At 50.4% G+C, this 24,814-nt stretch carries 30 protein-coding genes, 1 rRNA gene and 1 riboswitch; of the genes, 4 read left to right on the forward strand and 27 right to left on the reverse strand.

The genetic code is table 11. The features are described from left to right. Positions 1-90 precede the first annotated feature (90 nt). Both fin and pth read right to left on the reverse strand, forming a co-directional pair. Positions 91-321: an anti-sigma-F factor Fin gene (fin, locus tag CJP46_RS34410; protein WP_094600128.1), complete on the reverse strand. Its 231-nt coding sequence runs from the start codon at positions 319-321 to the stop codon at positions 91-93. Between the two features lie 84 nt (positions 322-405). Beyond that, on the reverse strand, positions 406-966 hold the full coding sequence (gene pth / locus CJP46_RS34415) for an aminoacyl-tRNA hydrolase (protein ID WP_094600129.1): 561 nt from the start codon (positions 964-966) through the stop codon (positions 406-408). 151 nt (positions 967-1,117) lie between these two features. On the opposite strand from pth, the gene CJP46_RS34420 reads away from it, so the two are divergent. Next, the gene (locus tag CJP46_RS34420; RefSeq protein WP_076176662.1) at positions 1,118-1,318 is read left to right on the forward strand and encodes a hypothetical protein; all 201 of its coding nucleotides are present in this window, start codon (positions 1,118-1,120) and stop codon (positions 1,316-1,318) included. 75 nt (positions 1,319-1,393) lie between these two features. On the opposite strand, the gene CJP46_RS34425 is transcribed toward CJP46_RS34420, so the two are convergent. The 13 genes from CJP46_RS34425 to CJP46_RS34485 form a co-directional block, all read right to left on the reverse strand. Beyond that, positions 1,394-2,347 carry a ribose-phosphate diphosphokinase gene (locus CJP46_RS34425; protein WP_094600130.1) on the reverse strand — a complete coding sequence of 318 codons (954 nt, stop codon included), beginning with the start codon at positions 2,345-2,347 and terminating at the stop codon, positions 1,394-1,396. 104 nt (positions 2,348-2,451) lie between these two features. Further along, positions 2,452-3,843, reverse strand: a complete 1,392-nt coding sequence (glmU, locus tag CJP46_RS34430; protein ID WP_179281448.1) for a bifunctional UDP-N-acetylglucosamine diphosphorylase/glucosamine-1-phosphate N-acetyltransferase GlmU — start codon at positions 3,841-3,843, stop codon at positions 2,452-2,454. A 123-nt stretch (positions 3,844-3,966) separates the two neighbouring features. Next, positions 3,967-4,251, reverse strand: a complete 285-nt coding sequence (spoVG, locus tag CJP46_RS34435) for a septation regulator SpoVG (protein ID WP_076176659.1) — start codon at positions 4,249-4,251, stop codon at positions 3,967-3,969. Positions 4,252-4,445: 194 nt separating this feature from the next. After that, on the reverse strand, positions 4,446-5,276 hold the full coding sequence (gene purR, locus CJP46_RS34440) for a pur operon repressor (protein ID WP_094600148.1): 831 nt from the start codon (positions 5,274-5,276) through the stop codon (positions 4,446-4,448). 120 nt (positions 5,277-5,396) lie between these two features. Next, entirely contained in the window at positions 5,397-6,251 is an 855-nt protein-coding gene (gene ispE / locus CJP46_RS34445) for a 4-(cytidine 5'-diphospho)-2-C-methyl-D-erythritol kinase (RefSeq protein ID WP_094600149.1), read from the reverse strand. 360 nt (positions 6,252-6,611) lie between these two features. Continuing rightward, on the reverse strand, positions 6,612-6,791 hold the full coding sequence (locus CJP46_RS34450; protein ID WP_076176656.1) for a small, acid-soluble spore protein, alpha/beta type: 180 nt from the start codon (positions 6,789-6,791) through the stop codon (positions 6,612-6,614). A 135-nt stretch (positions 6,792-6,926) separates the two neighbouring features. After that, positions 6,927-7,202 (reverse strand): biofilm formation stimulator Veg, encoded by a 276-nt coding sequence (veg, locus tag CJP46_RS34455; protein WP_076176655.1) that lies wholly within the window; start codon positions 7,200-7,202, stop codon positions 6,927-6,929. A 227-nt stretch (positions 7,203-7,429) separates the two neighbouring features. Then, complete coding sequence (gene yabG, locus CJP46_RS34460) at positions 7,430-8,329, reverse strand: sporulation peptidase YabG (protein ID WP_094600132.1); 900 nt, start codon at positions 8,327-8,329, stop codon at positions 7,430-7,432. A gap of 56 nt (positions 8,330-8,385) precedes the next feature. Next, the gene (gene rsmA, locus CJP46_RS34465; RefSeq protein ID WP_094600133.1) at positions 8,386-9,276 is read right to left on the reverse strand and encodes a 16S rRNA (adenine(1518)-N(6)/adenine(1519)-N(6))-dimethyltransferase RsmA; all 891 of its coding nucleotides are present in this window, start codon (positions 9,274-9,276) and stop codon (positions 8,386-8,388) included. Next, complete coding sequence (gene rnmV, locus CJP46_RS34470; RefSeq protein ID WP_094600134.1) at positions 9,273-9,830, reverse strand: ribonuclease M5; 558 nt, start codon at positions 9,828-9,830, stop codon at positions 9,273-9,275. The genes rsmA and rnmV overlap by 4 nt, the downstream gene beginning before the upstream one ends. Positions 9,831-10,065: 235 nt before the next feature. Next, positions 10,066-11,235, reverse strand: coding sequence for a resuscitation-promoting factor (locus CJP46_RS34475; protein WP_094600135.1), 1,170 nt, complete (start codon positions 11,233-11,235; stop codon positions 10,066-10,068). Between the two features lie 271 nt (positions 11,236-11,506). Beyond that, a riboswitch (cyclic di-AMP (ydaO/yuaA leader) is annotated at positions 11,507-11,733 on the reverse strand. Positions 11,734-11,938: 205 nt separating this feature from the next. After that, on the reverse strand, positions 11,939-12,709 hold the full coding sequence (locus tag CJP46_RS34480) for a TatD family hydrolase (protein ID WP_094600136.1): 771 nt from the start codon (positions 12,707-12,709) through the stop codon (positions 11,939-11,941). 58 nt (positions 12,710-12,767) lie between these two features. Then, positions 12,768-14,048: an HD domain-containing protein gene (locus tag CJP46_RS34485; protein WP_094600137.1), complete on the reverse strand. Its 1,281-nt coding sequence runs from the start codon at positions 14,046-14,048 to the stop codon at positions 12,768-12,770. 145 nt (positions 14,049-14,193) lie between these two features. Between CJP46_RS34485 and CJP46_RS36765 the strand changes: the two genes are divergently transcribed. Both CJP46_RS36765 and CJP46_RS34490 read left to right on the forward strand, forming a co-directional pair. Beyond that, the gene (locus CJP46_RS36765) at positions 14,194-14,364 is read left to right on the forward strand and encodes a hypothetical protein (RefSeq protein WP_179281447.1); all 171 of its coding nucleotides are present in this window, start codon (positions 14,194-14,196) and stop codon (positions 14,362-14,364) included. Positions 14,365-14,370: 6 nt separating this feature from the next. Then, positions 14,371-14,625: an AbrB/MazE/SpoVT family DNA-binding domain-containing protein gene (locus tag CJP46_RS34490; protein ID WP_036712714.1), complete on the forward strand. Its 255-nt coding sequence runs from the start codon at positions 14,371-14,373 to the stop codon at positions 14,623-14,625. 305 nt (positions 14,626-14,930) lie between these two features. On the opposite strand, the gene rsmI is transcribed toward CJP46_RS34490, so the two are convergent. The 10 genes from rsmI to CJP46_RS34540 form a co-directional block, all read right to left on the reverse strand. Further along, the gene (gene rsmI / locus CJP46_RS34495; protein ID WP_094600138.1) at positions 14,931-15,815 is read right to left on the reverse strand and encodes a 16S rRNA (cytidine(1402)-2'-O)-methyltransferase; all 885 of its coding nucleotides are present in this window, start codon (positions 15,813-15,815) and stop codon (positions 14,931-14,933) included. Beyond that, positions 15,812-16,579, reverse strand: a complete 768-nt coding sequence (locus CJP46_RS34500; RefSeq protein ID WP_094600139.1) for a tRNA1(Val) (adenine(37)-N6)-methyltransferase — start codon at positions 16,577-16,579, stop codon at positions 15,812-15,814. The genes rsmI and CJP46_RS34500 overlap by 4 nt, the downstream gene beginning before the upstream one ends. A 113-nt stretch (positions 16,580-16,692) precedes the next feature. Next, complete coding sequence (gene yabA / locus CJP46_RS34505) at positions 16,693-17,058, reverse strand: DNA replication initiation control protein YabA (RefSeq protein ID WP_094600140.1); 366 nt, start codon at positions 17,056-17,058, stop codon at positions 16,693-16,695. A gap of 29 nt (positions 17,059-17,087) precedes the next feature. Continuing rightward, positions 17,088-17,888, reverse strand: coding sequence for a PSP1 domain-containing protein (locus tag CJP46_RS34510; RefSeq protein WP_094600141.1), 801 nt, complete (start codon positions 17,886-17,888; stop codon positions 17,088-17,090). Between the two features lie 45 nt (positions 17,889-17,933). After that, positions 17,934-18,908: a DNA polymerase III subunit delta' gene (holB, locus tag CJP46_RS34515; protein WP_094600142.1), complete on the reverse strand. Its 975-nt coding sequence runs from the start codon at positions 18,906-18,908 to the stop codon at positions 17,934-17,936. Between the two features lie 264 nt (positions 18,909-19,172). Further along, positions 19,173-19,616, reverse strand: coding sequence for a YaaR family protein (locus CJP46_RS34520; RefSeq protein ID WP_094600143.1), 444 nt, complete (start codon positions 19,614-19,616; stop codon positions 19,173-19,175). Positions 19,617-19,631: 15 nt separating this feature from the next. Further along, a complete protein-coding gene (locus tag CJP46_RS34525; protein ID WP_036712689.1) occupies positions 19,632-19,961 on the reverse strand; it encodes a cyclic-di-AMP receptor in 330 nt (109 codons plus the stop codon). A gap of 177 nt (positions 19,962-20,138) precedes the next feature. Beyond that, positions 20,139-20,768, reverse strand: coding sequence for a dTMP kinase (gene tmk, locus CJP46_RS34530; protein WP_094600144.1), 630 nt, complete (start codon positions 20,766-20,768; stop codon positions 20,139-20,141). Beyond that, positions 20,765-22,444: an aminotransferase class I/II-fold pyridoxal phosphate-dependent enzyme gene (locus tag CJP46_RS34535; protein WP_094600150.1), complete on the reverse strand. Its 1,680-nt coding sequence runs from the start codon at positions 22,442-22,444 to the stop codon at positions 20,765-20,767. The genes tmk and CJP46_RS34535 overlap by 4 nt, the downstream gene beginning before the upstream one ends. Before the next feature lie 418 nt (positions 22,445-22,862). Beyond that, the gene (locus CJP46_RS34540) at positions 22,863-23,048 is read right to left on the reverse strand and encodes a sigma factor G inhibitor Gin (RefSeq protein ID WP_076176641.1); all 186 of its coding nucleotides are present in this window, start codon (positions 23,046-23,048) and stop codon (positions 22,863-22,865) included. Between the two features lie 209 nt (positions 23,049-23,257). On the opposite strand from CJP46_RS34540, the gene CJP46_RS34545 reads away from it, so the two are divergent. Continuing rightward, the gene (locus tag CJP46_RS34545; protein ID WP_094600145.1) at positions 23,258-23,782 is read left to right on the forward strand and encodes a hypothetical protein; all 525 of its coding nucleotides are present in this window, start codon (positions 23,258-23,260) and stop codon (positions 23,780-23,782) included. A gap of 110 nt (positions 23,783-23,892) precedes the next feature. Here CJP46_RS34545 and CJP46_RS34550 read toward each other — a convergent pair whose 3' ends face one another. Together CJP46_RS34550 and rrf are read right to left on the reverse strand one after the other, a co-directional pair. Beyond that, entirely contained in the window at positions 23,893-24,309 is a 417-nt protein-coding gene (locus CJP46_RS34550; protein ID WP_094600146.1) for a hypothetical protein, read from the reverse strand. A gap of 430 nt (positions 24,310-24,739) precedes the next feature. Next, a 5S ribosomal RNA gene (rrf, locus tag CJP46_RS37710) occupies positions 24,740-24,814 on the reverse strand; the annotation flags it as partial.

Consider the following 24,814-nt stretch of genomic DNA (forward strand, 5'->3'; position numbering starts at 1 on the left):
AAAAGGAATACCCAAAAGGAGCCTCAGCAGCACTGCCAAGGCCCTTCCATTCACGGTATCTGTCCGCATTCTGCGGTTTCGCGCACAACATTATTGAAGCGGGTTTACCAACAGACTCAGCTCCGGATTGTTCTCCAGCGCCTCTCTACAGTAATCGCAGATCACTTTGACCGTTACGTCACCGCTTAAATCATACGCTATTATATCTCTACGTTCTGCCGGGGTCAAGGAATGGAACCCCAGCTGGGCGTCGGTAACCAGGGACGAATCTATTCTTCCGAGCGGCGTGCGGCAGTGCCGGCAAATATAATTTATTGCCATCTATATGCCTCCTGAAAGTCATTTATACTTCAGTATGCCCGAAAAAACGTCCGTTTAGCCTCGTCGTGTCACCTGCCCCCGAGATCAACCGTTAAATTTGGCCATCGTTTGTTCAAAGGTATGATCCAAACTGAATTCTGCGGCGTCACAAGCCTGCTCGATCATATGCTTCAGCAGCTCATTCTCCTTTTTCGGAAAATTCGAAAGCACATAGTCGACGATCGCGAATCCGGGCTCAGGACGGGATATGCCCATCCGGATCCGGTCAAACACCTGTATTCCCGTATGCTGAATGATCGATTTGATACCGTTGTGGCCCCCGGCGCTGCCCTGATACCGCAGGCGGATTTTGCCGATTTCCGTATCCAGGTCATCATAAACAACGATCATGTCCTCGAGTTTGGCCTTGTAATAGTCCATATAAGCGCGTACCGATTCTCCGGACAGGTTCATGTAAGTCATTGGCTTGATGAGAACGACTTTATCCGATCCGATAAAGCCCTCGCCGATCAGCGCCTTGCACTTGCTCGGCCCAAACTTGATACCGTGCCGATCAGCCAGCGCATCCAGCATCATAAAACCGACGTTGTGACGCGTCTTTTCATAATTGGATCCCGGATTCCCGAGTCCTACAATCCATTTCATTGCTTTATTCGATCCTCCAAACCGACCGCTGCTGCTACGCCATTTTCGCAAGGTAGCATTAGCACCAAATTTTGTTACAATAGAGTTTAGGATGTTGTTTCTCGCTTCTTGCTTCTGCATCCATGATCACCATAAGAAGGTGGAACGGTTCATGACCGAATTCGGCCAATTGCTTACGCTGCACCGGCACTTTCAGCAGCACCAAATCCACGGAATCCCCGTTCAGGTTCTCCGCCAGGGCGTACATGTGGATATTGGAACGATTACCTCATTTACCAAACACTTCGTTGAAATTCAAGGTACGCTGTACAACCGGAATTTGTACACGTTTGTGTCGACTCCCGGATATTAAAAATCATGCGCGAGAAGGGTTATATTTCCTGGAGCCAGGAAACATAACCCTCTCTTTGCATATACCTGCCTTGCCTTATTCGATTTCGAACAGCTTGCTGATGGACAATTCCTCATGAACGCGGATAATCGCTTCACCCATCAGCGGAGCTACCGACAGCACCTTGATCTTATTGCTCGGCTCCGGGTGCATAATCGGAATCGTGTCCGTTACGATGACCTCGCTAAGCGGGGAATTCTCCAGGCGTTCCATCGCCGGGCCCGAGAAGACAGGGTGCGTACAGCAGGCATACACTTCCTTGACGCCGCCTTCCATCAGGGCATTGGCTCCGAGTACGATCGTGCCGGCCGTGTCGATAATGTCATCGATCAAAATGGCCGTCTTGCCTTCGATATGGCCGATGATGTTCATGACTTCACTAACGTTCGGTTCCGGACGGCGTTTATCAATGATAGCCAGCGGGGCATTCAGGAAATCAGCCAGTTTTCTGGCACGAACCACACCACCGTGGTCAGGAGACACAACAACCGGATTCTCAATTTGCTTGGAACGGAAATACTGGGCCAGAATCGGCACCCCAAGCAGATGATCAACCGGAATGTCGAAGAAGCCTTGAATCTGCATCGCATGCAGGTCCATCGTGATGACACGGTGGGCACCCGCCTTCTCAATCAGATTCGCAACCAGCTTGGCGGTAATCGGGTCACGGGAACGGGCCTTACGGTCTTGACGCGCATACCCATAGTAAGGGATTACGACGTTAATGCTCTTCGCAGAAGCACGCTTCAGCGCATCGACCATGATCAGCAGTTCCATGAGATTGTCATTTACCGGACCGCACGTCGATTGCACGACATAAACGTGGCAGCCGCGGACGCTCTCCGATAATTTTACCTGAATCTCACCATCGCTGAAGCTGGTCGTATGCGAATCCCCCATAGGGATGCCGATATAATCCGCAATTTGCTGTGCGAGCTTCGGATTGGAATTGCATGTAAATATTTTTAACTTCGAATCACAATAAGTCATAGAATTAAAACCCTCCGTGCTGGTTCATTGAAATTCTGGCCTGCCTCCATGCCGCTTGAAACCATGTATCTCATACTCCCCGATAAGACGGGGGCACTTTACGTTTATACCTGCTGCTTACTTTCCTTCTTGGCTTTAGCCTTGGAGCGGATCTTCTCGGCATATCCAGGCTTATTTTCCTGGCGTTTTCTGGCGATGGCCAGGTCATTCTCCGGAACCGATTGGGTAATCGTCGAGCCTGCGACCACGTATGCTCCTTTGCCGACCTTCACCGGAGCCACCAGGTTCACGTTGCTGCCGATAAAAGCATCATCTTCAATTTCAGTCATAAACTTATTATACCCATCGTAGTTGACCGTTATCGCACCGCAGCCGACATTGACGTTTTTGCCTACCGTCGCGTCGCCGACATAGCTTAGATGCGAAACCTTGGAGCCGTTATCGATCGTTGCATTTTTCACTTCCACAAAATCGCCGATCTTCACGTCTTCCCCAAGCTTGGATTTCGGACGCAAGTATGCATACGGGCCTACTGATGTTCTTGAACCTACCTCGGCCTGATCCAGCACCGAATGTTTGACGGTTACGCCGTCGCCGATAACGGAATCGCTGATATCGCTTTGCGGACCGATCACGCAGTCCTCACCGATGACGGTTTTTCCTTTTAGTACCGTACCGGGATAAATCACGGAGTCGGCCCCAATGGTCACGTCAGCACCGATATACGTCGAGGCGGGATCGATGATCGTGACTCCGTTCAGCATATGACGGATATTAATGCGTTCCCGCATTAACCCTTCAGCCTCTGAAAGTGCACGGCGATCATTAACGCCGATCGACTCAGCGTAGTCGTCGGTCACATAGCCAAGAACGGTTTCTCCCTCGCCTACAAGAATCCCGATCACGTCCGTTAAATAATACTCCTGTTGGACGTTGTTGTTCGTAACTTTCTCCAAAGCGGCAAACAATTTCGCATTATCAAAAACATAAGTGCCTGTATTGATTTCACGAACCGCATCCTCTTCCGGTGTGCAGTCCTTCTGTTCAACGATACGTTGTACGCTTCCGTCCTCGCTGCGGATTACGCGTCCGTAACCCTGAGGCTGGTCCATATAGGCACCCAGTACAGTGGCGGCAGCATTGTTGCTTTCATGCAGCTGAGTCAGCCCCTGCAGTGTCTCGGCTGTGACCAGCGGAGTATCGCCGCAGATGACAATGGTTGAGCCTTCTTCTGTGCCAAGTAAAGCTTTGGCTTGCTTCACGGCATGGCCTGTACCTAGCTGCTGCTCTTGCAGCACATATTCAGCGGCCTCACCCAGATAAGATTGGACAGCCTCTGCCCCGTGGCCAACTATGACAATGCTGCGTTCGCAGTTCACCTGTTTGACAGTATCCACCACGTGACCAACCATCGGTTTGCCACAGACGGGATGTAGCACTTTGTATAGTTTGGATTTCATTCGTTTTCCCTGCCCTGCAGCAAGAACAATCGCCATTCTTTTCAAGGATCTTGACCTCCTACTCTAGTACTCGCTCAATACTGAATATATCGTATTATAAGCAAAAAGAAAAGAGAGCCATAGTCCTGGCTCTCCTTTCCTTGAACCCCAATTGTAAACTTAAGCGCCTTCCTCGATTACTTCTTCTTCACTGGCAGCGCGTTCATATTCCGCCAAGACGGCCGTTTGAATCTTCTCCCGGGTGCCGGAAGAGATTGGGTGGGCAATGTCGCGGAATTCTCCATCCGGAGTGCGTTTGCTCGGCATAGCAACGAACATTCCATTGTTTCCATCGATGACCCGAATGTCATGAACAACAAATTCGTTATCAATGGTAATGGATGCGATTGCTTTCATTCTCCCCTCGGAGTTAACGCGGCGGAGTCTGACATCCGTAATTTGCATGTGTGTGTTCACCACCTTTTTCCATCAGAGACTTGGTGTATAATTCCACACAGCATCCGCGAAATCCTCTTTTTTAAGTTAACAAAATGTCCTAAAATCAGGAATTTTTTTATATGATTGTGAGTGTCGACAGACTTCGGAACTATTCGCCGATAAAATATTTTTATCGACAAAATCCGCAGGCTTCCTCGACACTAGGATGGATCGAAATAATTCCCCGGGCTCACAAATATTTCCTTCGTCTTCGGATCGACTGCCGTCAGTGTTGCTAATGACACGTAATCGTGCAGGAGCCGCTCCTCCGATTCCACCGCTCCCGACTCGACCAATACGCCTACGCCTGCGACTTCTGCATCAAATTCAGCCAGCAGATCCACCATGCCTTGAATGGTACCGCCCGCTTTCATGAAATCGTCCACGATCAAGACGCGCGATTTTTCCTTCAGCGCCCGCCGCGACAGGGACATCGTGTGGATACTCTTATGCGAGCCCGACACGTAATTGATGCTTACGGCAGATCCTTCTGTCACCTGATGGTCCCGGCGCACGAGAACGACCGGCAGGTTCAGCTGGGCCCCGGTGGCATAAGCCAGCGGGATCCCCTTGGTCTCCACGGTCATGACCACGTCGATTTCTTTGCCGGAGAATGCAGTGGCAATAATTTTCCCCGCTTCGTTCATCAGGGAAGGCTGACCCAACAGGTCGGACATGTACAAATATCCTCCGGGCAGGATCCGGTCTTTCTGCTGAAGCTGGGAACAAAGATCGTTCGCAAACACCAGCGCCTGCTCCTTCGGAATTTTCGGAATATATTTCACGCCTCCGGCGGCCCCTGCTAGCGTCAGCAGGTCCCCGATGCCCTCTTCCTCAAACACTTCCTTGATAATGACCAAATCTTCGCTGATCGAGGATTTGGCGGCTCCGTATCTATCGGCAAATGTGGTGAGCGGGATCAATGTATGCGGTCTGGCCAGAAGATACTGCGTCATTTCCACCAAACGCGCGCTTCGCTTTAATTTTTTCACGAAATACTCCTCGCTATCGCTGTATTCATCGGAATTCAAAACAAAATCACCCAGAAAATCCGAATATTATAGTAAGAATATATCATTTTTGTACGGATATGTACAACCTGATTGACGAAGTTAGGTCAATAGGCGCACCGCATACACTTCTTTGCAAAAGCCCCGCAGCCCGTTATAGATCCGCGCCACCTTCGACTCCTTATACACCAGTCCGAATACGGTCGGACCGCTGCCCGACATCAAGGCCCCGTCCGCGCCGAGCCGCAGCATCCCTTCCTTCAACTGCTGTACTTCGGGATGCAGCCTCAGCGTCACATCCTCCAACACGTTCCCCAAGCGGCTGCATACGCCGTGGAAGTCACCTGTTTCAATCGCGCTGATCATTCCTTTGGCCGACGGATGCTCCTTGATCTGCGCCGCCCTGAATTTGCCGTAAACCTCCGCGGTCGACACGTTAATCGGCGGTTTGGCCAAAATCACCCAGCACTGGAGTGGGTTCGCTACGGGCGTCAGCTTCTCTCCCCGCCCGGTAGCCAGCGCAGTGCCCCCGGTCACACAGAACGGAACGTCCGACCCGAGCTCAGCACTTAGCTTTTGCAGCTCCCCGACCGGAATGTTCAAATTCCACAGTCGGTTCAGGCCGCGAAGGGTAGCGGCGGCGTCGCTGCTTCCTCCGGCCAGACCCGCTGCTACGGGGATCTTTTTATCCAGATGGATATGCACCCCGCTCTTGACGTCATAACGGTCCTTAATCAGTCGTGCGGCCTGAAAGGCCAAATTCTTCTCATCCAGCGGTATGTATCCCGCCTGGCTCGAAATAATAATCGTATCCCGGGGCAAAGCCGACATCTCCAGCCGATCCGCCAGGTCGACCATAGTCATGACCATTTCAACCTCATGATAGCCGTCTGGCCGTTTATGTAATACATCCAGCATCAAATTGATTTTGGCCGGAGCTTTTTCGTAAATTTTCAAGGCTTTCACCCACTCTCAAGATTCCCTCTATCCGAAATGAACACAAGCCATCTTTTCTCCTTCGTTCAGTCCGGCGATCTGGAATGAATCCAAGCGAGTTCTTCTTGGGTTCCTTCCAGTGTTCTGGAACGAATTCAAGCGATATCCTCTCCTTGGGTTCAATCCAGTTATCCGGAATGAACTCATACTGCTTTGGCTTTTTACGGTTCAATGCGAAATCTGCAACTTCAAATCATTATATCAAACTGAACCAGTCAAGTCATTTTCCGTTTAGAGAGAAAAGACAGAGCGGACGAAGCCCCTTAACTCAAAAACGGAGAACCTCCACTTGGGAGGCCTCCGCTGGCACTGCTGGTGAGATCAGGATTTGCGTGCGGCGGCCTGTTCGGCAAGCTGGATCGCTCTTTTTACCATGTTGCCCGCATCTTTGGCCTTAATACCTCCCCAGCCTTCCTGCTGGACGGTTTCATAAAAACCCAAATCCTTAGCCAGCTCATTCTTCAGCTCATCCGACATGACACTGCGACGTCTGCGGCTCATGAACATCCTCCTTTGGTTCCATCGGAATTAGGCTGCTTGCCTTTAGTATTATCCCGCTCCCGGACGTTCCTCATTCCATATCCCCCTGCCAACAAAAAACAGCCCTCCATAAGGAAGGCTGTTTTGTCAATAAAGTTACGCTTTCTCCAACTCGATCCGGGTGCCGGTATTATCATCGCAGATAATAACCTCCACGGATTCAGTAAGAATATCGGCATAGCTGTATGAAACACGTTTAAAGGTTTGATGTTCTTGATCCAGTTTCACAATAAAAACAGATGGGTACGTTTCTTCCAAAACACCAGTACGCTCGACGGTCTTGCGACGACCACCGTTAGCCCGAAGCGAGATCTTCTGACCCACATGAGCTTCGAGATTGCGTTTGATTTCCAACAGCGTATTTTTAGCCATTGTCGACGACCACCTCTTTCCTTGTCCATTATAACTCGAAAAGAGAGTTTTGTCAAATTAAAACAATAATTATATCAGCAACAATTTTATGTTGTCAACGAATTTTTTTACGGAACTTTAGTTCAATTCTGCTTACAACCGGAAAACGACAAAAAACCGTAATCCGCCGGCAGATTACGGTTCCTGCATTCATCGTTATGCTGTCAAATCAAGAGCCATACCACAGGCTAAATGGCCGACGGTGTCACTTTAAGCTTGGTTAAATCGTTCAGCCGGGGCAGACCGATCCGGTAACTCCCGCGGGTCTCTATTCCCCCGACGCCCTGCGTACCACTGATCGTATTGTGAAGCACATCCGTCATGTTGATCGTGTCTCTCACCGATGTAAAAGACGCTTTGGCGGCAACGTAGACCGGATCCAGGGCATGAATTAATATGCGCCCCGGGGAACTGGCAAAATTGGCTCCGGCCTGCAGCAGCGCCTCAAAGTGCGACTGGCATGCCCCGGCGATAATCGTCAGCTGATCGTAATGGCGCTCGAACTGGCGTGCCACCTGAATCGCCCTGACGAAATTTTGCGAGTTTTTATAGCTGTTCAAGCTGTACAGATCCTGGTTCTGGCGATGCTTCAGCACACCGTCATGACCGGTGATCACCACAATATCCGGACGGATTCGAGGCAACAGCCGGTACAAGGCGTCCGCCATTCCCGCCTCATTCACATATTGGCCTTCGGCGGGAACCCGAAGCTGCTCATACAGATTCAGGCTTTTTTTTAAATAGTTTGGATCTCCATCCAGATGAAGCACCTTCCCGGGGACTTCGAAATAAGCCGGCTCAGCTGTTCCCCATTCCCCGCTTCCGCCCAAGGTGGCCTGATTCCGCTGGGTCTGCTCCTGGCGGTGACGTTTCAGCATACTGAGCGACTCGTTTGCTCTAATATTTGCTTTCTCGGTTTTTTCGCTTACCGGTGCATAGGGAACCCTTACCAAATCATCAAGCGGAGAATCCGCCAGAAGTCTGAACTCCGTTCCCTTAATCACCGCTTCATCCCTGCGCAAATCCTCTACGCGAAACGCGATATCGCCGCCGTAGGATCTGCGCACGACCAGGTCTCCAATATTCATGAACATCACCCCTACCCCATGGTATGGGCGAATCCCCCTATTGGTTCATCTTTTGTTTAATTTAAGCCGATGCCTTTCTTCCGCAGCAGATTGCTGAGCACGGCATATTCCTCAATACTAAGCGTCTCGCCGCGGCGGGACGGGTCAATTCCCGCCTCCTGCAGCAGCTGATCTAGGCGCTCCCGTCCTTCTTTGGGGAAGAAGCGGCTCTTCAAATTGTTCGAGATCGTCTTTCGCCGCTGGGCGAACGAAGCTTGTACCACTTCGAAGAAATGCTGCTCATCGTCCACCGCAACCGGCGGCTGTTCCCTTACCGACAGACGGATCACCGCCGATTCCACGTTCGGCTGCGGAATAAATACCGTCTTCGGCACGATGCACACCAGCTCCGGTACGCTGTAATACTGTACGGCGATGCTCAGGCTGCCGTATTCCTTCGTACCGGGCCGGGCGGCCATCCGGTCCGCTACTTCCTTCTGAATCATCACGACGATGTTCTCGAGCGGCAGCCGCTCCTCGAGCAGCTTCATCAGGATCGGCGTCGTCACATAGTAAGGCAAGTTAGCCACGACGCTGACTTTAGACACTTGGGCAAAATTGTTCCTAAACAGATCGGCGAGATCCGTCTTCAGCACGTCTCCATGGTGAACCTTTACGCCGGGATAAGGGGCGAGAACCTCCTCAAGGATCGGAATCAGCCTCTGGTCGATCTCGACCGCCGTTACGGCCCCCGCCTGCTGGGCCAGCTTCTCGGTCAGGGCGCCGATGCCTGGGCCGATCTCGAGCGCTCCCTTGGTGGAATCGAGCCCGGCCGCGTCCACGATTTTATTTAAAATATTTTGGTCGATCAAAAAATTTTGCCCCAGGCTCTTTTTGAATGAAAAGCCGTGGCGCTGGATAATTTCTTTGGTTCGCCTCGGTGTGGCGATGTCCTCCATGCCGTTCACGTTGTCCGCCCTCCTCCTTCATCTTCGATACGGGCAAGCGCATCCGCAAATTCCTCGCGGGATATTTGAAATATAGCGAGTCGCTTATAAAATTGTTTGCCGTTGCAGTAACCGATACCAAGCAGGTTGCCCATCGCCATCCGACGGGCGGCAGCATCCGGGTGCACCAGCAGCCCCGCCTCCATCAGATCCTCCATGTCGATCTGGCTCTCCGCCCCCTCATAAGAGGTATGAACCCGCTCCAGAGCTCTGCGGATCGCCTCAGGCGTGGCGTTCTCCACGCCGATATCACCTTTGCGGGTCGCATCAGCTTCCGGGATAAATGCATGCTTGCAGCCGGGCACCTTGGCCGAAATGATTTTGCGGATTCTTTCGCCGGCGTGGTCCGGGTCTGTCAGCACAATGACCCCACGCCGCTCCTGAGCCAGCGCGATCCGCTGCAATATGCGTGCATTGATGGCAGAGCCGCCCGTCTCGATCGTATCGGCATCCACTGCCCGCTTCACGGCCACGGTATCATCCCGGCCCTCCACCACAATGACTTCTTTAATCATGATTCCCTGTCTTCCTTTCGAATACATTATACCCGTCAATGCAGCCAGACAGCCAAGTATCCATGCAATACATATTGGGTATAAATGTGGGGCCTGTTCAGGTAAGCTGAGGAGGCCCCAGATTAGACAAACAGCTATAAATTAACAACAAAAAGAAGAGGAAAGCTCCTCTTCTTTAGCATGACATTTTCATGATCATAATACTATAACATTAGAATGGCAAAGTAAAACGAAATTAGTTCAGCTCCGGTTTGACCGGACCGATCACGTACACTTTAAGGCCTGATTTGCGGCCAAAGTTGCGTGCCTGCTGCACAGAATCGTAATAGATATCGATTATATTTCCCTTAATAGCTCCGCCCGTGTCTTCCGCACGGCGGAAGCCAACGCCTTCGATGTAAACCCACCATCCCAATGGAATGACGCTTGGATCAACCGCAATCGTGCGGCCTTCCGTGACGCGTGTTCCTGTGGCGGTGCGTGTGCCGACTCCGGACTCGCCAGAAGAATATGCGGTCATGGAGACTTTGAGCAGCTTCTTGTAGGAAAAGTCAACGCCGGCCTTGCTTACCCGGTTGTTACTGCTGCTGCTGACCTTCTTCACCTTAGCGGGGGTGGAAGAATGATTGGCAACGGCAGTTTTGACTTCGGTTACCACGGGAACGGGTTTCTTCTTCGTGCCGACGGCAATGACCCTATCCTTGGTCACCGTTTGCACTTCTTTGCCCACCATCTTCATGGACACCAGCTTGCCGTCTTTGTACTGCTTCTCAATGTACTGCACCATGACGCCTGGGGATCCCTGCTGAATCACCCGCGACTCGCCTTTGTAAATGCTGGGGTCCGAGGTTTTAACCACCCGGAAGGGGAGGGACTCATGGCGTTGTACTACTTGTTTGTTCGTCCGAACAATTCGGATGTCCGTATTAGCGGAGACCGACGTTTCAATAGCCGGAGAGACAATGTCGGATTCCTTGACTTTGACGCCGGTTTCTTTCAGCACGTCGCCGACCGTTTTGGCCGTTGTATACAAATGCTTCGTTGCACCATCAGCTGTCACCTTGACAGGACTCGCGCGGTCGATCACGACCTTGTCGCCGTCGGATATGGCCCCGCTCAGCGGCATCGATATTTGGTCCTGGGGTTTCAGACTGATTTCCTGCTCATCCAGCATTTCTTGAAGTAACGATGTATTGGTCTGTATAGATTTCATTTGACCGTCTACTACCAAATAAACTTGTTTTCGCGATTGACTGTACACGAGCAGCAAGATCATCAAGGTAACCGCGATTGAAACGATAGCTGCAGTGGAGATCTGGCGCAAATTCTCATGCTTCCATCGCAATGCGTAAGACATGCTGGAGATTTTTGAATCATGGGTCTTCTCTGGTTGGAAAACGCCCACTTTCTCGATCCTCCTTCATAGCCTCGCCGTCTAGAGTTATGCATGATTGTGTTTGACGCGACTATACTCAATTTTTTACAAGAACCCGCAGAAAGCATGCGTTCTTGCACCATGAACCAATCTCCCCATCATGATTTGTCACCTCCTGTTATACAACAGTATGTTGACTGCCCCTCCTTTATTCAAAACAAAAGAAGCCGATAGAAAAGAGCTTACGAGGAACTCTTTCGTGGCTTCCGGATGTCTGAATATCGGAATTGTCATGCACGAGGGTACCTCTCTTTATACGCTTACGGGGTTAGCTGTCGGGTTCGGGCGAAAGAGAGCCGCCCTATTCGCGACCTTACGCTCATGGCGTAAAGACGTTCAATTCACCCCAGAGACCCAAGAAAGAAATCAATTACGCTTGCGAGCTTGGGACCGCTTCCGGTCCGTAATGACCCGCTCCTGTAATGGTTCCCCCGTTCTCCCATGCGGGAGACTCAGCGAGACTGGTTCATGAAAGCTGCGAAGGTAAGACCTTAACGACAGCTCAATGATTCACTGAAAAGATGATATCCTGTTTTGATGCATGTTGTAAAGCGGTAATCAACCACGTTTATTTGAAAAAGTGGTTAAAAAAATGTAATATTCGGCGTTTTGTTTATTAAAAATCTTTAATCATTCGCTCATGCTCATTATTTTGGCTGTTTTCCTCCCGATTTCACATAATTCCAAATCGTTCCAGCCCATTTCGGGTGGTAATCTGAGCAATTTCCTCCAGGTCAACCCCTTTAATCTGGGCTGCCGCTTCAGCCACCAGGCGGACATTTGCCGACTCGTTTCTTTTCCCGCGGAAGGGATGCGGGGTGAGATAAGGGGAGTCGGTTTCGATGAGCAGCCTGTCCATCGGAACCTGGGCCAGCACTTCTTTGGGGACTCTGGCATTCTTGAACGTAATCGGTCCGCCAAACGAGAGATGAAAGCCCATATTCAGGCACAGCTTTGCGGTTTCCCAGCTCCCCGAAAACGAGTGCATGACCCCGCCGACCTCGCTAGCCTTCTCTTCCCGTAAAATTTTCACAATATCCTCGTGGGCGTCCCGGTTATGTATAACAATCGGCATGCTAAGCTCTCGGGCCAGGCCAATCTGCTGACGGAGGACCCGGTGCTGCACGTCCTTCGGAGAGGTATCCCAATAGTAATCCAGACCAATTTCACCGATCGCCACCACCTTGGGGTGACTGCATAAGGATGCAATCCACTCCAGATCGCCTTCCTGCATAATAACGGCGTCCTGCGGATGCCAACCAATTGCCGCGTACATAAAATCATACGTCTCCGCCAGCTTCATCGTCGATGGAATCGTCTCCCGGTTAAAGCCAACGTTGATCATCCGGGTTACGCCGGCTTGTACGGCATGATCTATGACCTGCTCCCGGTCTTCGTCGAATTGATGCGCATCCAGATGGGTATGTGTGTCGAACAGCTCCATGAATAAAACTCCTTTCTTGTCGGTGAAACAAGTCCCGTCTTTGTACGGTATTTTGTCATTAAAGCTTGAAAATGCGGGAAATCGAAGGAGAAAGGGCAGTTATTGCCTTTTCCAATTTATCTTCGGGGTAATATAAGTGATATTTCCCGCGGTGAATGCCGCTGATGGAACGGACAATATCCGACACCTCGGATATTTCCCTCAGATGCTCCTGGCGGTCGAGCAGCAAGATCTGTTTCTGGCTCGACTCATCGCCCGGACGAAATACATCGTAAGGAAGATCAGTCGGAAAATCAATCTCCAGATCATATTCGGGATTCATCCCGGCTTGTTCAAACTCCCTGCGGATTTCATCGATCATTTCCAAATCGACCGAGTCCATTTCTACATATTTATACAGATTGCGGTGCATAAACCGGGTACACAGCTCGCTGAGTATACGGTCGTCCTCATAGGACCACTGGAGGAATGCCGTCTGAATCAGAGCCTCGTCCAGCTTCAGGTAATCTTTAACATCCAGCCTGTCTTCGAACAGCTGCGGCAGCGGCTCGACCATAAAGCCAAATGAATATGCATCCTGGTATAGCTCCTTGGCCCGGCGGAAAATCTGGCGCAATATAATTTCCGAACTGCGGGTCACCGGATGGAAGTATACCTGCCAGTACATCTGGTACCTGGACATCAAATAATCCTCCACGGCATGCATTCCGGATTCCTTGACCACTACTCTCCCCTGGTATGGACGGAGCATTCTTAAAATACGGTCAATATCAATCGTACCGTAGTTCACCCCAGTGTAATAAGCATCCCGAAGCAGGTAATCCATGCGGTCAGCATCCAGGGGACTTGAAACGAGATTCACCACGATGGGTTTGTCATAGGTTTTTGCGATGACGGAGGACACCTTGTCCGGAAAGCCCGGGGCAATCTCGCTCAGAATGCCGTTCACTTCCGTATCTCCGGTAACAATCCGGCGCGTCCAGTCTTCGTGGTTCATGTGAAACGCTTCTTCAATAGAATGGGAAAACGGACCGTGTCCCAAGTCGTGCAAAAGCGCCGCACACAACGTCAGCAGCCTCTCTTCCTTCGGCCAGTCCGGATACCCGCTGCGCTCAAATTGCGAAATAATCCGCCGCGTAATCTCATATACCCCTAATGAGTGAGAGAAACGGCTGTGCTCCGCTCCATGAAACGTTAAGTAAGAGGTTCCAAGCTGCCTGATCCGCCGCAAGCGCTGAAACTCGGTTGTATTAATGAGCCGCCAAATCGTGGAGTCCTGGACGTGAATATAATTATGAACCGGATCTTTAAATACTTTTTCCTCATGTAGTGGATTCATGTTCAGGTCAACTCCGTTTCTTTTGTGAATTATGGTTCCAAATTGTTTTAATTTTGAAATATTTTTGACAATTTATGTCGAGGCATGTCGAAATAAGCAGAATTAAGGATTTCCAAATCGACATTATCCTACCAAGGAGATATAATTGGAAAAGAATCCTGATATGAGTGATTTCCTAGCTGTTATGCTATTTGTAAGGTTATTGAACCAAATTTACTGGTTGACTGTTTTGGGAATCGTTGGTATTATTGATATCAATAAAGAGAGAACGTTGTCGAATTATGACATTTTAAAACTATGGCGAGAGGAGCAATGATCAGTTATGATGAAATCAACTGGTATTGTAAGAAAGGTAGACGAACTGGGTCGGGTAGTTATTCCCATTGAACTGCGCCGTACCTTGGGCATTGGAGAGAAAGATGCACTTGAGATTTACGTGGACGGAGAACGTATTATGCTCAAGAAATACGAACCGGCCTGCATCTTCTGCGGCAATGCCGAGAATGTAACTTACTTCAAAGGAAAAATTGTTTGTCACGATTGTATATCAGAAATCCCAACACCTGTGACAAATTAAGAATTTTAGTATATAATAAGAGTATTCAAATTGTTAATTCTAACCTTTTTCATATCTCCTTGGTGTCTCCTCGGCTTAGAACCCGGCCGTGGGAGGCATTTTTTTTGATTGGCGGCGATATCACCGCATTAAGGAGATCAGGAACAGCCGAAGCCGGGCGAAATCCCGGCTGCTTCTATTTTGACACAAGTTTCTAATCTCCGGAAAAACTTTCATCCCTATAAAAGGCGACTGGTTTTCGAAGAGTTCGGCTAAGAACCAGATATCTGTCCCTCCCGCCTGCTGCTCCCTTAAGCTTGCATTCGTTACAATAGCGCGTTATAAACATCCCTTTTGGAGACGCCGCGGTCGGTGGCTGCCTTCTTCATAGACTCTTTCCGCGTTAGCCCTTCAGTCTCATAATGCTGCACATGCTGTTCCACGGTCAACTCCTGCCACCAGGCATCCCGTTGTTTCTGCTCCTCCTGCGGATCCGCACCTTCCAGAACGAGGCAGTATTCCCCGAGTGGTGCATGCTCCTCCAGATGCTCCAGGCACTCTTCAATCGTTCCCCTTACAAACTCTTCATATCGCTTGGTCAGCTCGCGGGCGAGCACAATTTTTCGATTCCCGAGAATTTCAAGGATCGCTTTGAGTGTCTTCATTACCCGGTGGGGCGATTCGTAAAACAGCAGCGTTCCGGAAGCCGCCTGCAGCGGCTCCAGCACCGCTTGAATCTCCTTGCGTTCCCGGGGAAGAAAGCCGATAAACGTAAAGCGCTCAGTCGGCAGCCCCGAAACGATCAGAGAGGACAATGCTGCATTGGCTCCCGGGACCGGAATGACGGAAATTCCCTGTTCTAACGCCAACTGGACGAGGTCAGATCCGGGGTCGGAGATCGCCGGCAGTCCCGCGTCGCTGACGAGGGCCAAATTTTTTCCTTCTATTATATAGCGTATTAATTCAGGCCCGCTTGCCGCCTTATTATGCTCATGGTAGCTGAACAGCATGGACGGGGAAATGTCGAAATGGGTGAGCAGCTTGCGCGTCTGCCTTGTATCCTCTGCGGCGATGATGTCGCAGGATTTCAGCGTGTTCACCGCCCGAAAGGTCATGTCCTCCAAATTGCCGATTGGCGTGGCCACCAGGTATAGCGAACCCGGCGCGCCCTCCTCTTTTTCCTGGAAACTGCTTTGTATGCTCAGACTCATTCTTTCCCCTCTTTAGCTCCGTAATAAATATCCAGAATTTCCGGGCAGTAGCTGTTATTCTCATTATATACAATGAGCGGCGGCAGCAACCGCACCTCCGGCTTCCCTTCCCTCATCGCCTCGACCAGCACCATATTCGCCTCTAAATGGGCCCTGGGATGTACGAAACGAATCCGCTTGGGCTCCAGCCGGTGCTGCCGCATCAGCGATATAATATCTGCAAGCCGCTGCGGCTTATGGACCATGCTGACCTTCCCGCCGGGCTTGACCAACTTGAAGCAGGTCTGAATGACCTCTTCCAAGGTGCAGCTGATTTCATGGCGGGCGATCGCCTGGTGAGGATTCAGCTTGATATCGCTGCCGTTCAACGGCATATAGGGCGGGTTTACCGTAATGGCGTCATACACACCGTGCCCGGTCTCCTTGTGCAGCTCTCGCAGATCGCCTTCGCGGATGAGAATCCGGTTATCCAAGGAGTTCAGTTCCACGCTTCGCCGGGCCATATCCGCCAGACGGGGCTGGATTTCAATCCCTTCGATGGCCGCCGCGGTACGGGTGGTGAGCAGCAGCGGAATGACGCCGTTGCCCGTACACAGATCGAGCACTTTCCCCTTGGCCGGAATTCCGGCGAAACGTGCCAGAAGTACCGCATCCATGGAAAAGCTGAAAACTTCGTCGCTCTGGATAATATGCAAATCATGCGTCAGCAGATCGTCAAGACGTTCCGTCGGCCGCAAGGTTACTTGTGATTTATCAATATTCATTCTTCATTTTCCTTCTCTGCAGCATAGGGTTAACATTCCTTGATACATCATACTTAAATCATTGTAAACCATGAAAACATTGAAAAAAAACCGTAGGGAGTTATCCTACGGCTTCATTTATTCAGAAAAGACAGGCAAAAAAGGCAATCGCCTTCTGTGCGCAAATGTCCATAATAGACGTTGCATATATGGAAACCTTCGTGATAGAGCCTCGCGAGGTTGTCGTATCCTTCCCCCACCACGTCCTCCATCTCATGCTCCTGCTCATCTTTGGCATGGGCCGGTTGCGGCAGCGGAGATCCTTCCTCCGGTATGGCTCCTTTTAATATTTTGCGCAGCTGCTCATTCTCCAGGCTCAGGCGGTTGTTTTCCTCCAGCAGCTCTTTGATGAGAAGCTTCATTTCACCCAGATCACTGTGAACCTGCTCCATTTGTGTTTCCATCTCTTGAATGTGTGCAAAAATATTTTTCTTTTCCAAGTTTCCACCCCGAAAGTAACCTCTACGGTCTACTTGATGACAACATCATCCAATGGCAGTTCCTTGACCTTGCTGATATCAAACAGCTGGACATGGACGCTTCGGCTGCCGGCATTGATGCCGACCACTTTGCCTTCTCCCAACGATGTGATGACGATTTTGCCTACTGATGGCAGCTCTTCCTTCACACTTTCATAATTATCATGCTCATATTTCAGACAGCACATGAGTCTTCCGCACAAGCCGGAGATTTTGGTCGGATTCAGCGACAAGCTCTGGTCCTTAGCCATCTTGATGGATACAGGCTCGAAATCACCGAGCCAGGACGAACAGCAAAGAATGCGACCGCATGGGCCAATTCCGCCCAGCATCTTGGCTTCGTCACGCACACCAATTTGTCTAAGCTCGATCCGTGTCCGGAAAATACCGGCCAGATCCTTGACGAGCTCGCGAAAATCCACTCTTCCCTCAGCCGTAAAATAAAATATGATTTTATTTCGGTCAAACGTAAATTCCACATCCACCAGCTTCATCTTGAGGCCGTGGTCGCGGATTTTATTTAAACAGGTGGCAAAAGCATCCTTGGCGGCCTGCTTGTTCTCTTCCACAACCCGTGCGTCGGTGTCACCGGCGATCCGGATGACCTTCTTCAGCGGGAGGACTACATCGGATTCCTGCACCTCTTTTTTTCCAACGACAACCTTGCCGTATTCGATCCCACGCGCCGTTTCGACGATAACGCTGTTATCCTTCTCAATCGGGAAATCGAGCGGATCGAAGTAATAAATTTTGCCCGCCTTTTTAAAACGGACACCCACTACACTGTACAAAAACTAACCCCCTTATATGCCATAAACCATTGGCTAGCCTTGAAGCTATCCTTCCAAACCGATTAAAAACTGTTCAAGACAGAGTTGGCTATTCACATTGTAGCGCAATTTCTTCCTGCATTCTGCGGCTAAATCCATATAGGAGACCCATTGTGCCGTGCTGCGGGTTAAAGCATGTGTAGACAAAAAGTCCACCTGATCTATGAAAACGATACTTTCGTGCTTACCATACTGGACGTGAAGCATATCTTTGAACCACAAATGAAACAAATTAAGCAGTATATCCAAGTGATCGGATAGCCCAGCTTTGAACACCTTCTGCCCTGCGGTCACCAGAGCGGAGCTGACTCGGCCTAGAGCTTCCTTCCCTAATTGTAACACTACGTTTCTAATTTCTGCAAACCAATTCTGCTCCATCAACTCGCGGCATCCGTCCAGTCCTGACGATAGGTGAACGGCGCATCTGGCAAGCGGAGAAGCGTATCCTTCATCCACCAGCGTCTGCAGCATCAGCCCGGGGCTGAGCGGAGTAAAAGGTACCAGCTGTGCGCGTGACTGAATGGTAGGCAGCAGGGCCTGTCCATTTTCCGTAATCAAAATCGCTACGGCCGGAATAGGCGGCTCCTCTAGAAACTTCAGCAGGCTGTTAGCCGCTTGAACGGTCATCGTATCGGCCTGGTCGATAATGTATACCTTCGGATTTTTCGATTCCGAGCGATAGGAAAAGACCCGCTGTAAGTCGCGGATCTGGTCGATTTTGATAGACGATCCATCCGGAGCAAGAAGATGAAGATCGGGGTGATTGCCATGTTCCACTTTGCGGCATTCGAGGCATTGTCCGCAGGCGTCGTCCTCAAGCGTGGTGCAGAAGAGCGCTTGGGCAAACATCCGGGCCGTCTTCATCTGTCCGCTCCCCGCTGGACCGCTGAATATATAAGCATGGCTGACAGAGTTTCGGCGAAGGGCGTTTTGCAGCATTTGCTTTGCCGCATCCTGACCCGCAATATCTGCAAAAGACATATTTCCTCTCTTCCCAATATCGATGGACCGGAAGACGGTCGCCTGGCCGGCGCATCGATGTTACAGTACGGCATTATACGTTTACCTATAGTTTATCATGTACGAGGGGCTTTACCTATTCCTATTTCTTCTAATCTGTATTAAATGAACTAAAGTATAACTTTGCTTCTCCTTGATTCCAACTAGAAAATACAGGCGAAGTGCTTCCCCTTACCCTAGTTCAATTTATCTGTCTTGCAAAATTAGAGTGTGCCGCCAGCAGACTTAGAACATCAAATTGATCAGCATGCCGCGGATTTCCCCAATCCGCTGCAAAAGCTCAATTTTCCCCTGTTCGCTCTCCAGCATATCGTCCGCCAGTCCTAAGAGGGCCGAATCGATTTCATCGATCAGATTGTAGCGCTTGCCCCGGCCCCTGCGGTCCCAGCCGCGCGCTTCCTTCATCCGGACCCCGCGGCGAACCGTATCCTCCAGAAACCGTTTGACCAGCATACGGTAGGCCTTCAATTCGCGGATCGTCATCGATCTGGCGAGACGGTCCCCCTGCATCTGAATTTCTTTGAACCGGCGGTCAAGCTCCTCCTGTGAAACCTTCTCGCCATGCTGCTGCATGATATCGGAAAACGATTTGGGCTGAACCTGCTTCGCATTGCCCTCGTTGATCTGCAAATCGCTTTTTAGGGGTCTGAACCCCGGGTTAATCTTCACTGTGTATCTCCTGCCTTAAAAGTGTTCGAAGCGGTCAACCGGCAGAACGAATACGGTGGCACCGCCGACCTGTACCTCTACGGGGAGCGGCAAATATGAATCGGTCGTACCGCTCATCGGGGTTACGGGAGTGACGAGTTGTTCCCGAACTTTACAGCTGCTGCGGATGACGTTCATCACGGCTTCAACCTGGCTGTCATCCACCCCGATCATAAATGTGGTGTTACCTGCCCGCAAGAACCCGCCGGTACTCGCCAGTTTCGTCGCCCGGAAGTTCGCCTTGACCAGACCTGCCGACAAACGGTTGCTGTCCTTATCCTGTACAATCGCAACGATCAGTTTCATCTTGCATTCCCTCCTCGCTTATTTAGACCTGCCCATCCATATAGATTGAACCAAAGTACTGCGTTGTAATCTTTCAGTTCACATTGATGTCCGCGATTGAGCATCATTTTCTTTAGTTCATTCTATATAGCTGCAGGCTGCTACTGTACTTATTTGACAAAGATCCTCAAAAATCCTTTAAAATCGCTCCTGAAGCACACGGATGATATCCTGTTCCACGGCAGACGGCTCTTTGGAAGCATCAATGACGACGATGCGCTCCGGGAAACGGGATGCGATGATATGATAACCTTCCCGTACCTTCTTATGAAAAGATAAACCTTCGAGATCCAGGCGGTTGACCTCACGTACCTGATTTGCCGCAATCCGCTGCAGACCGGTCTCCGGCTCGATATCCAAATAAAAAGTGAGATCCGGCATCCGGTCATGAATGGCGAATTGATTAATTGCCCACACTTCATCCATACCGAGTCCCCGAGCATACCCTTGATAAGCCAGGCTGCTGTCGACGAATCGGTCGCAGATCACCGTTAGGCCTTTCTCCAGGGCCGGCTCTACCTTCTCGGCAAGATGCTGTCTTCTTGAAGCGGCATACAGAAGCGCCTCGGTTCGGGCATCCATGGCCGTATGGGACGGATTCAATATAATCTCCCGAATCTTCTCGGCGATTTCAATGCCTCCCGGCTCTCGGGTCATCATATAGGGGATGGCGAGCCGGTCAAAGTGTTCCCCAATTTTTCCGATCACGGTTGTCTTACCGGACCCTTCGCCTCCTTCCAGCGTAATAAATGCTCCTGGACCAGTCATAAATGGCTTCCCTGCTTTCTGTTATTCATATAGACGATAATGGTTCGTAGAGTTGGATCCGCAGCCCCCTGGCATTTCGCTCCCGCATCGGACAGGACGCGGAGTCTTGCCGCCGTATCTTCGGTGATCCGCTCTCCCGGATACAGGAGTGGAATTCCTGGCGGATACGGAATGATCATTTCCGCAGCGATTCTGTCCGCGCACTCCTGAAGAGGGACCGTTTCGGTATCTTCAGGAGATATGGGCTGCAGTCCAAATAGAATAGGATCTGATATGACGGCCTGGGCTAAAATGTTCCACGTGGAAAATTCGGCAGGGCTCCCTTGCATGTTGGACAGGCTGGACGCTCCCGTGAGGTGTGAGGCTTCTCCCGCCCCTGCTTGAACCGAATGGCGGCTTTCAGCTGCAGCAGGCGCTTCATCCGATTTCTGGGCGTCCGCCTTCTCTACAGTTATATGCCGGAGGGCATCCAGAAGGTGACGGGTGTCTTCCTCAGTGGATCCTAAACTGTACACCAGGACCACATAACGGTCATCGCTCATCTCCGGTACGCAGCCATACGCCTCAAGCCGCTCCTGCAGCTCATAACCGCTCAGGACACCGGTGTCGTCATATATGACGACCTTGAAGGGGTCCTGCATGGTGTATGCGGCCGCCGGACGGCGGAGGGCCGCCTGCGAGGGGCCGTCCGCCGATGCAGCGCCGGCGGACTCTTGTGGCTGCTGCCCCTGCGGGTGCAGCAGCTTGAATCGCGGCAGCTCCGCCAGGCCGCGCGCCAGGGCATCCACGGCGGCGAGCCCCGCCGCGAAGGCTCCGGCGCCCTGCACATGCAGCAGGCGCCGGGCCAGGTCCAGCGAGCCCATAATCGGGTACGATGGGCTCGAGCTCTGCACCATGGCGAGCCGCTGGCGGAGCAGGCCGCGGTTAATCCGCGGCCCCTGGACGTGCAGCATGGCTCCCATGGTGAGCGCGGCCAGCATCTTGTGCGTCGATTGCACGACGCCGTCCGCTCCGCTGGCCAAGGCATTTCCGGGCAGCCGCGGATGCTGCCCGTAGTGGGCGCCGTGCGCTTCGTCCACCAGCAGCGGAACCCCGTGCTGGTGGCACGCCTCCGCAAGCGGCGCCAAATCGCTGCCCATGCCGTAATAGTTCGGCATGGTGACCAGCACGCCCTTGGCCTGCGGATAGGCGGCCAGGGCGGCGGTGACAGTCTCAGCGGACGGGGCCACCGCCAGTCCGCTGACCAGGTCGAGCTCCGGCTGGATAAAGATCGCCTTCGCCCCCGCCATCATCAGCCCATGGATCACCGATTTATGGACATTCCGCTGGACGATCAGCACATCTCCCGGCTTGCTGCAAACCGTCAGAATCAGCGCTACATTTCCGGCTGTGCTGCCTCCAACCAGAAAGAAGCTCTCCTCGGCTCCAAAACAATCCGCCGCCAGCACTTGAGCCTCCCGGATAACGCCTTCCGGGTGGTGAAGATCATCTGTCCCCGTGATTTCAGTTAGATCCGCTTGCAGCACGTCCTGTAGAAATCCAGCTCCACCGGATTCAGTATAGGCCTGTCCTTTTTTATGTCCGGGCACATGAAACGATGTATATGCTTTATCTTTCATCTCCAGCATCATCTCATATACCGGTGCTCGATGCTTGTTCACTTGTTGCTTTTTCATTCCCAGCAAAAATCCCTTCCGGTTTCAATCTCTACCCTATTTTATCGTATATTGAATCATCCGGCTAACGGTCACCGTATAAAGTAGCCCTATAAAGAGAGTCATTTACTCAGGAATACACACAGAATCCGCAGCGGCGTCCATTGTATGAGAAGAAAAACTTCTATCGCCGTACCTTCTAAGAAGCCAGACCGCGTTTTGCAGAAGTTTTTCTTGCGATATAAGGATGCCGTGTCTACGAAGCTTATACTTTCTTATATGAAAAACTTCTATCGCCGTACTTTCTAAGAAGCCAGACCAATTAAGCCATAGTTTTTCCTGCGACATAAGGATGCCGGTCTACGAATCTTATTCTTTCTTATATCTAAAGCAAAAAAGGGACAGCTTCCCCGCTGCCCCTCCTGAACAAAATACCTGCTTACGCGTTGGTCTGTAAATTGATTTGTCTCATCTGATGGATAAAATAATGGTATTTGGCGTCTTCGGCATTTGTATGCACCATTTCACATTCGCACTCTTCGCAAATAAATTGTGATATAATGGTGATTCCTTCTTCTTTGACTTGCCCGCAAATAATACAGACGTGTTCGGTTTGATTTTCCATCAACCATCCCACCTTATTTCATTAATTACTATCAAGTATGACTCATTTTCTATTATTTTAAACCTTTTCATAGTGGTTTCATATCCCCCTTTGATTCCTACATACATATTCCTTGCGATCCCCGCAAGTGTCTGTACAGTAATTTTAAAAAAAGTCATTCAATCAGCCGATATATGAATTATAGACCTCTAGGAGGTGGAGCGTTCTCCATGCCGGATGAGAATCAAGTTAACGCAACCTTTTACCACTATAAATTAATTAAAAAAATACCGGTTTCCCGGCTGCTTTTGCGCCTATATCTACTTCTTCCCTACATAGCGGTAATTTCATTCATGCTGGGCATTTCCTGGACCAGCTGCTTCTATTTCGTTCTCGCCGCACCGGTTATGCTCTGGATTCATTATGTCATTTCCCGATCCGTTCTGCTTTTATCGGGAACACCCTTTCGTAAACGATGGAAATTCTCACTGCGGCTGCCTTGGCTCGGATATATTACTGACCAACATCTCAGCTACCGCCTGTTCCGGAAAGTCTATACCTATATCACCGGATTAGGCCTGCTTCTGCTGGCTGCAATCATGTTCTGGTCACCGGTTCCCTTTACGCTGTCTTTGCTGTTCTGGCATCTCTGGTTCCTGCTTCCGCAATATTATGCTTTTCTTCGCTTAATGACCCATCGTAAAGACGGTATGATTAAATTTAACGCGCAGGACATTTCCTATTATCAACAGTAACCATTCCTTATCGTCAGCATCACAATGATTAACTTGAAGGTCCCTCTATTTAGAAGGACCTTCAGATGTCACCTGCAATTAAAAAAACCCGCATCCTTAGATGCAGGCCACTATAAATCGGTATCCACACTTTCAACTGTCGCCTTTCCCTTAGTTAAAACGGTCACCGTAAAATAATCTTTATGAATGGTTAAATTAATTACCCGGCTTTGCTTCTCGAATACGTGCGAGTTCCCTTCGGCCTCCTCCGTTTTTTCCTTCCAGCCCCACTCTTTAATCTTATTCAAGTAAGCTTCCGGAATCTGGGCGTCATCCTTAAGGCCTTTCATCGAGTAGCGTACATAGTCTAATTTAGAATTACCGGATGTCCGATCAGTACGATTTGCTTCCTTCGGTACCGGAAATGTCTTATCGTTCGCAGCTCCTTCAAAGGATGTCCACGAGGGCTCGCTTTTCATACAACCGGTAAGCAACAAACAGACGACTCCAAACACAAGAAGAGCATGCAGCCATGGTTTATTGAGCATGTATGTCCTCCTTATATTGAAAAAGTAATAATTATTCAGTTTCCTTCGGCACCCCCAAACATGTACATACATATTATACTGACTACTTATGCACTGTCGGTAACAAAAATGTTACTTCGTTTGGGGAGTATACATGCCTTATACACGATGACAAATACAGAACTGCGGTATCTCGATCTTTCCTGATGACAAAAGATTCATAAACCCTCTCCATCGGCACCAAGTGCCTTAGGTCATTCTGCCTCTGCCTCTTATTTATCTTGACCTCTACGCCTACAGGATTTATTCCTTAGAAAAAGGAAAAAACATCAACTGAAACCACAGTTAATGAATAGGATATGAGCTGTATTCAATAAATCAGCTGCCGTTCATAAATATTATTAGTGAAAACAAAAAAACCACCGTCGATGTTCATCAACAGTGGTCCTTCGCTTGGCAACGTCCTACTCTCCCAGGACCCTTCGGTCCAAGTACCATCGGCGCTGGAGGGCTTAACGGTCGTGTT

This window comes from Paenibacillus sp. XY044 (genome assembly GCF_002257645.1).
GTDB lineage: Bacteria > Bacillota > Bacilli > Paenibacillales > Paenibacillaceae > Paenibacillus_AQ.

Bases quoted from the DNA above. Each gene is read 5' to 3' on its own strand.
- fin (WP_094600128.1), bottom strand. From the start codon at position 321: ATGGCAATAAATTATATTTGCCGGCACTGCCGCACGCCGCTCGGAAGA.
- pth (WP_094600129.1), bottom strand. From the start codon at position 966: ATGAAATGGATTGTAGGACTCGGGAATCCGGGATCCAATTATGAAAAG.
- CJP46_RS34420 (WP_076176662.1), top strand. From the start codon at position 1,118: ATGACCGAATTCGGCCAATTGCTTACGCTGCACCGGCACTTTCAGCAG.
- CJP46_RS34425 (WP_094600130.1), bottom strand. From the start codon at position 2,347: ATGACTTATTGTGATTCGAAGTTAAAAATATTTACATGCAATTCCAAT.
- glmU (WP_179281448.1), bottom strand. From the start codon at position 3,843: ATGGCGATTGTTCTTGCTGCAGGGCAGGGAAAACGAATGAAATCCAAA.
- spoVG (WP_076176659.1), bottom strand. From the start codon at position 4,251: ATGCAAATTACGGATGTCAGACTCCGCCGCGTTAACTCCGAGGGGAGA.
- CJP46_RS34450 (WP_076176656.1), bottom strand. From the start codon at position 6,791: ATGAGCCGCAGACGTCGCAGTGTCATGTCGGATGAGCTGAAGAATGAG.
- veg (WP_076176655.1), bottom strand. From the start codon at position 7,202: ATGGCTAAAAATACGCTGTTGGAAATCAAACGCAATCTCGAAGCTCAT.
- yabG (WP_094600132.1), bottom strand. From the start codon at position 8,329: ATGAATATTGGAGACCTGGTCGTGCGCAGATCCTACGGCGGCGATATC.
- rnmV (WP_094600134.1), bottom strand. From the start codon at position 9,830: ATGATTAAAGAAGTCATTGTGGTGGAGGGCCGGGATGATACCGTGGCC.
- CJP46_RS34480 (WP_094600136.1), bottom strand. From the start codon at position 12,709: ATGGAGCTGTTCGACACACATACCCATCTGGATGCGCATCAATTCGAC.
- CJP46_RS34485 (WP_094600137.1), bottom strand. From the start codon at position 14,048: ATGAATCCACTACATGAGGAAAAAGTATTTAAAGATCCGGTTCATAAT.
- CJP46_RS34490 (WP_036712714.1), top strand. From the start codon at position 14,371: ATGATGAAATCAACTGGTATTGTAAGAAAGGTAGACGAACTGGGTCGG.
- rsmI (WP_094600138.1), bottom strand. From the start codon at position 15,815: ATGAGTCTGAGCATACAAAGCAGTTTCCAGGAAAAAGAGGAGGGCGCG.
- CJP46_RS34500 (WP_094600139.1), bottom strand. From the start codon at position 16,579: ATGAATATTGATAAATCACAAGTAACCTTGCGGCCGACGGAACGTCTT.
- holB (WP_094600142.1), bottom strand. From the start codon at position 18,908: ATGTCTTTTGCAGATATTGCGGGTCAGGATGCGGCAAAGCAAATGCTG.
- CJP46_RS34525 (WP_036712689.1), bottom strand. From the start codon at position 19,961: ATGAAACTGATCGTTGCGATTGTACAGGATAAGGACAGCAACCGTTTG.
- tmk (WP_094600144.1), bottom strand. From the start codon at position 20,768: ATGACTGGTCCAGGAGCATTTATTACGCTGGAAGGAGGCGAAGGGTCC.
- CJP46_RS34535 (WP_094600150.1), bottom strand. From the start codon at position 22,444: ATGAAAAAGCAACAAGTGAACAAGCATCGAGCACCGGTATATGAGATG.
- CJP46_RS34540 (WP_076176641.1), bottom strand. From the start codon at position 23,048: ATGGAAAATCAAACCGAACACGTCTGTATTATTTGCGGGCAAGTCAAA.
- CJP46_RS34545 (WP_094600145.1), top strand. From the start codon at position 23,258: ATGCCGGATGAGAATCAAGTTAACGCAACCTTTTACCACTATAAATTA.
- CJP46_RS34550 (WP_094600146.1), bottom strand. From the start codon at position 24,309: ATGCTCAATAAACCATGGCTGCATGCTCTTCTTGTGTTTGGAGTCGTC.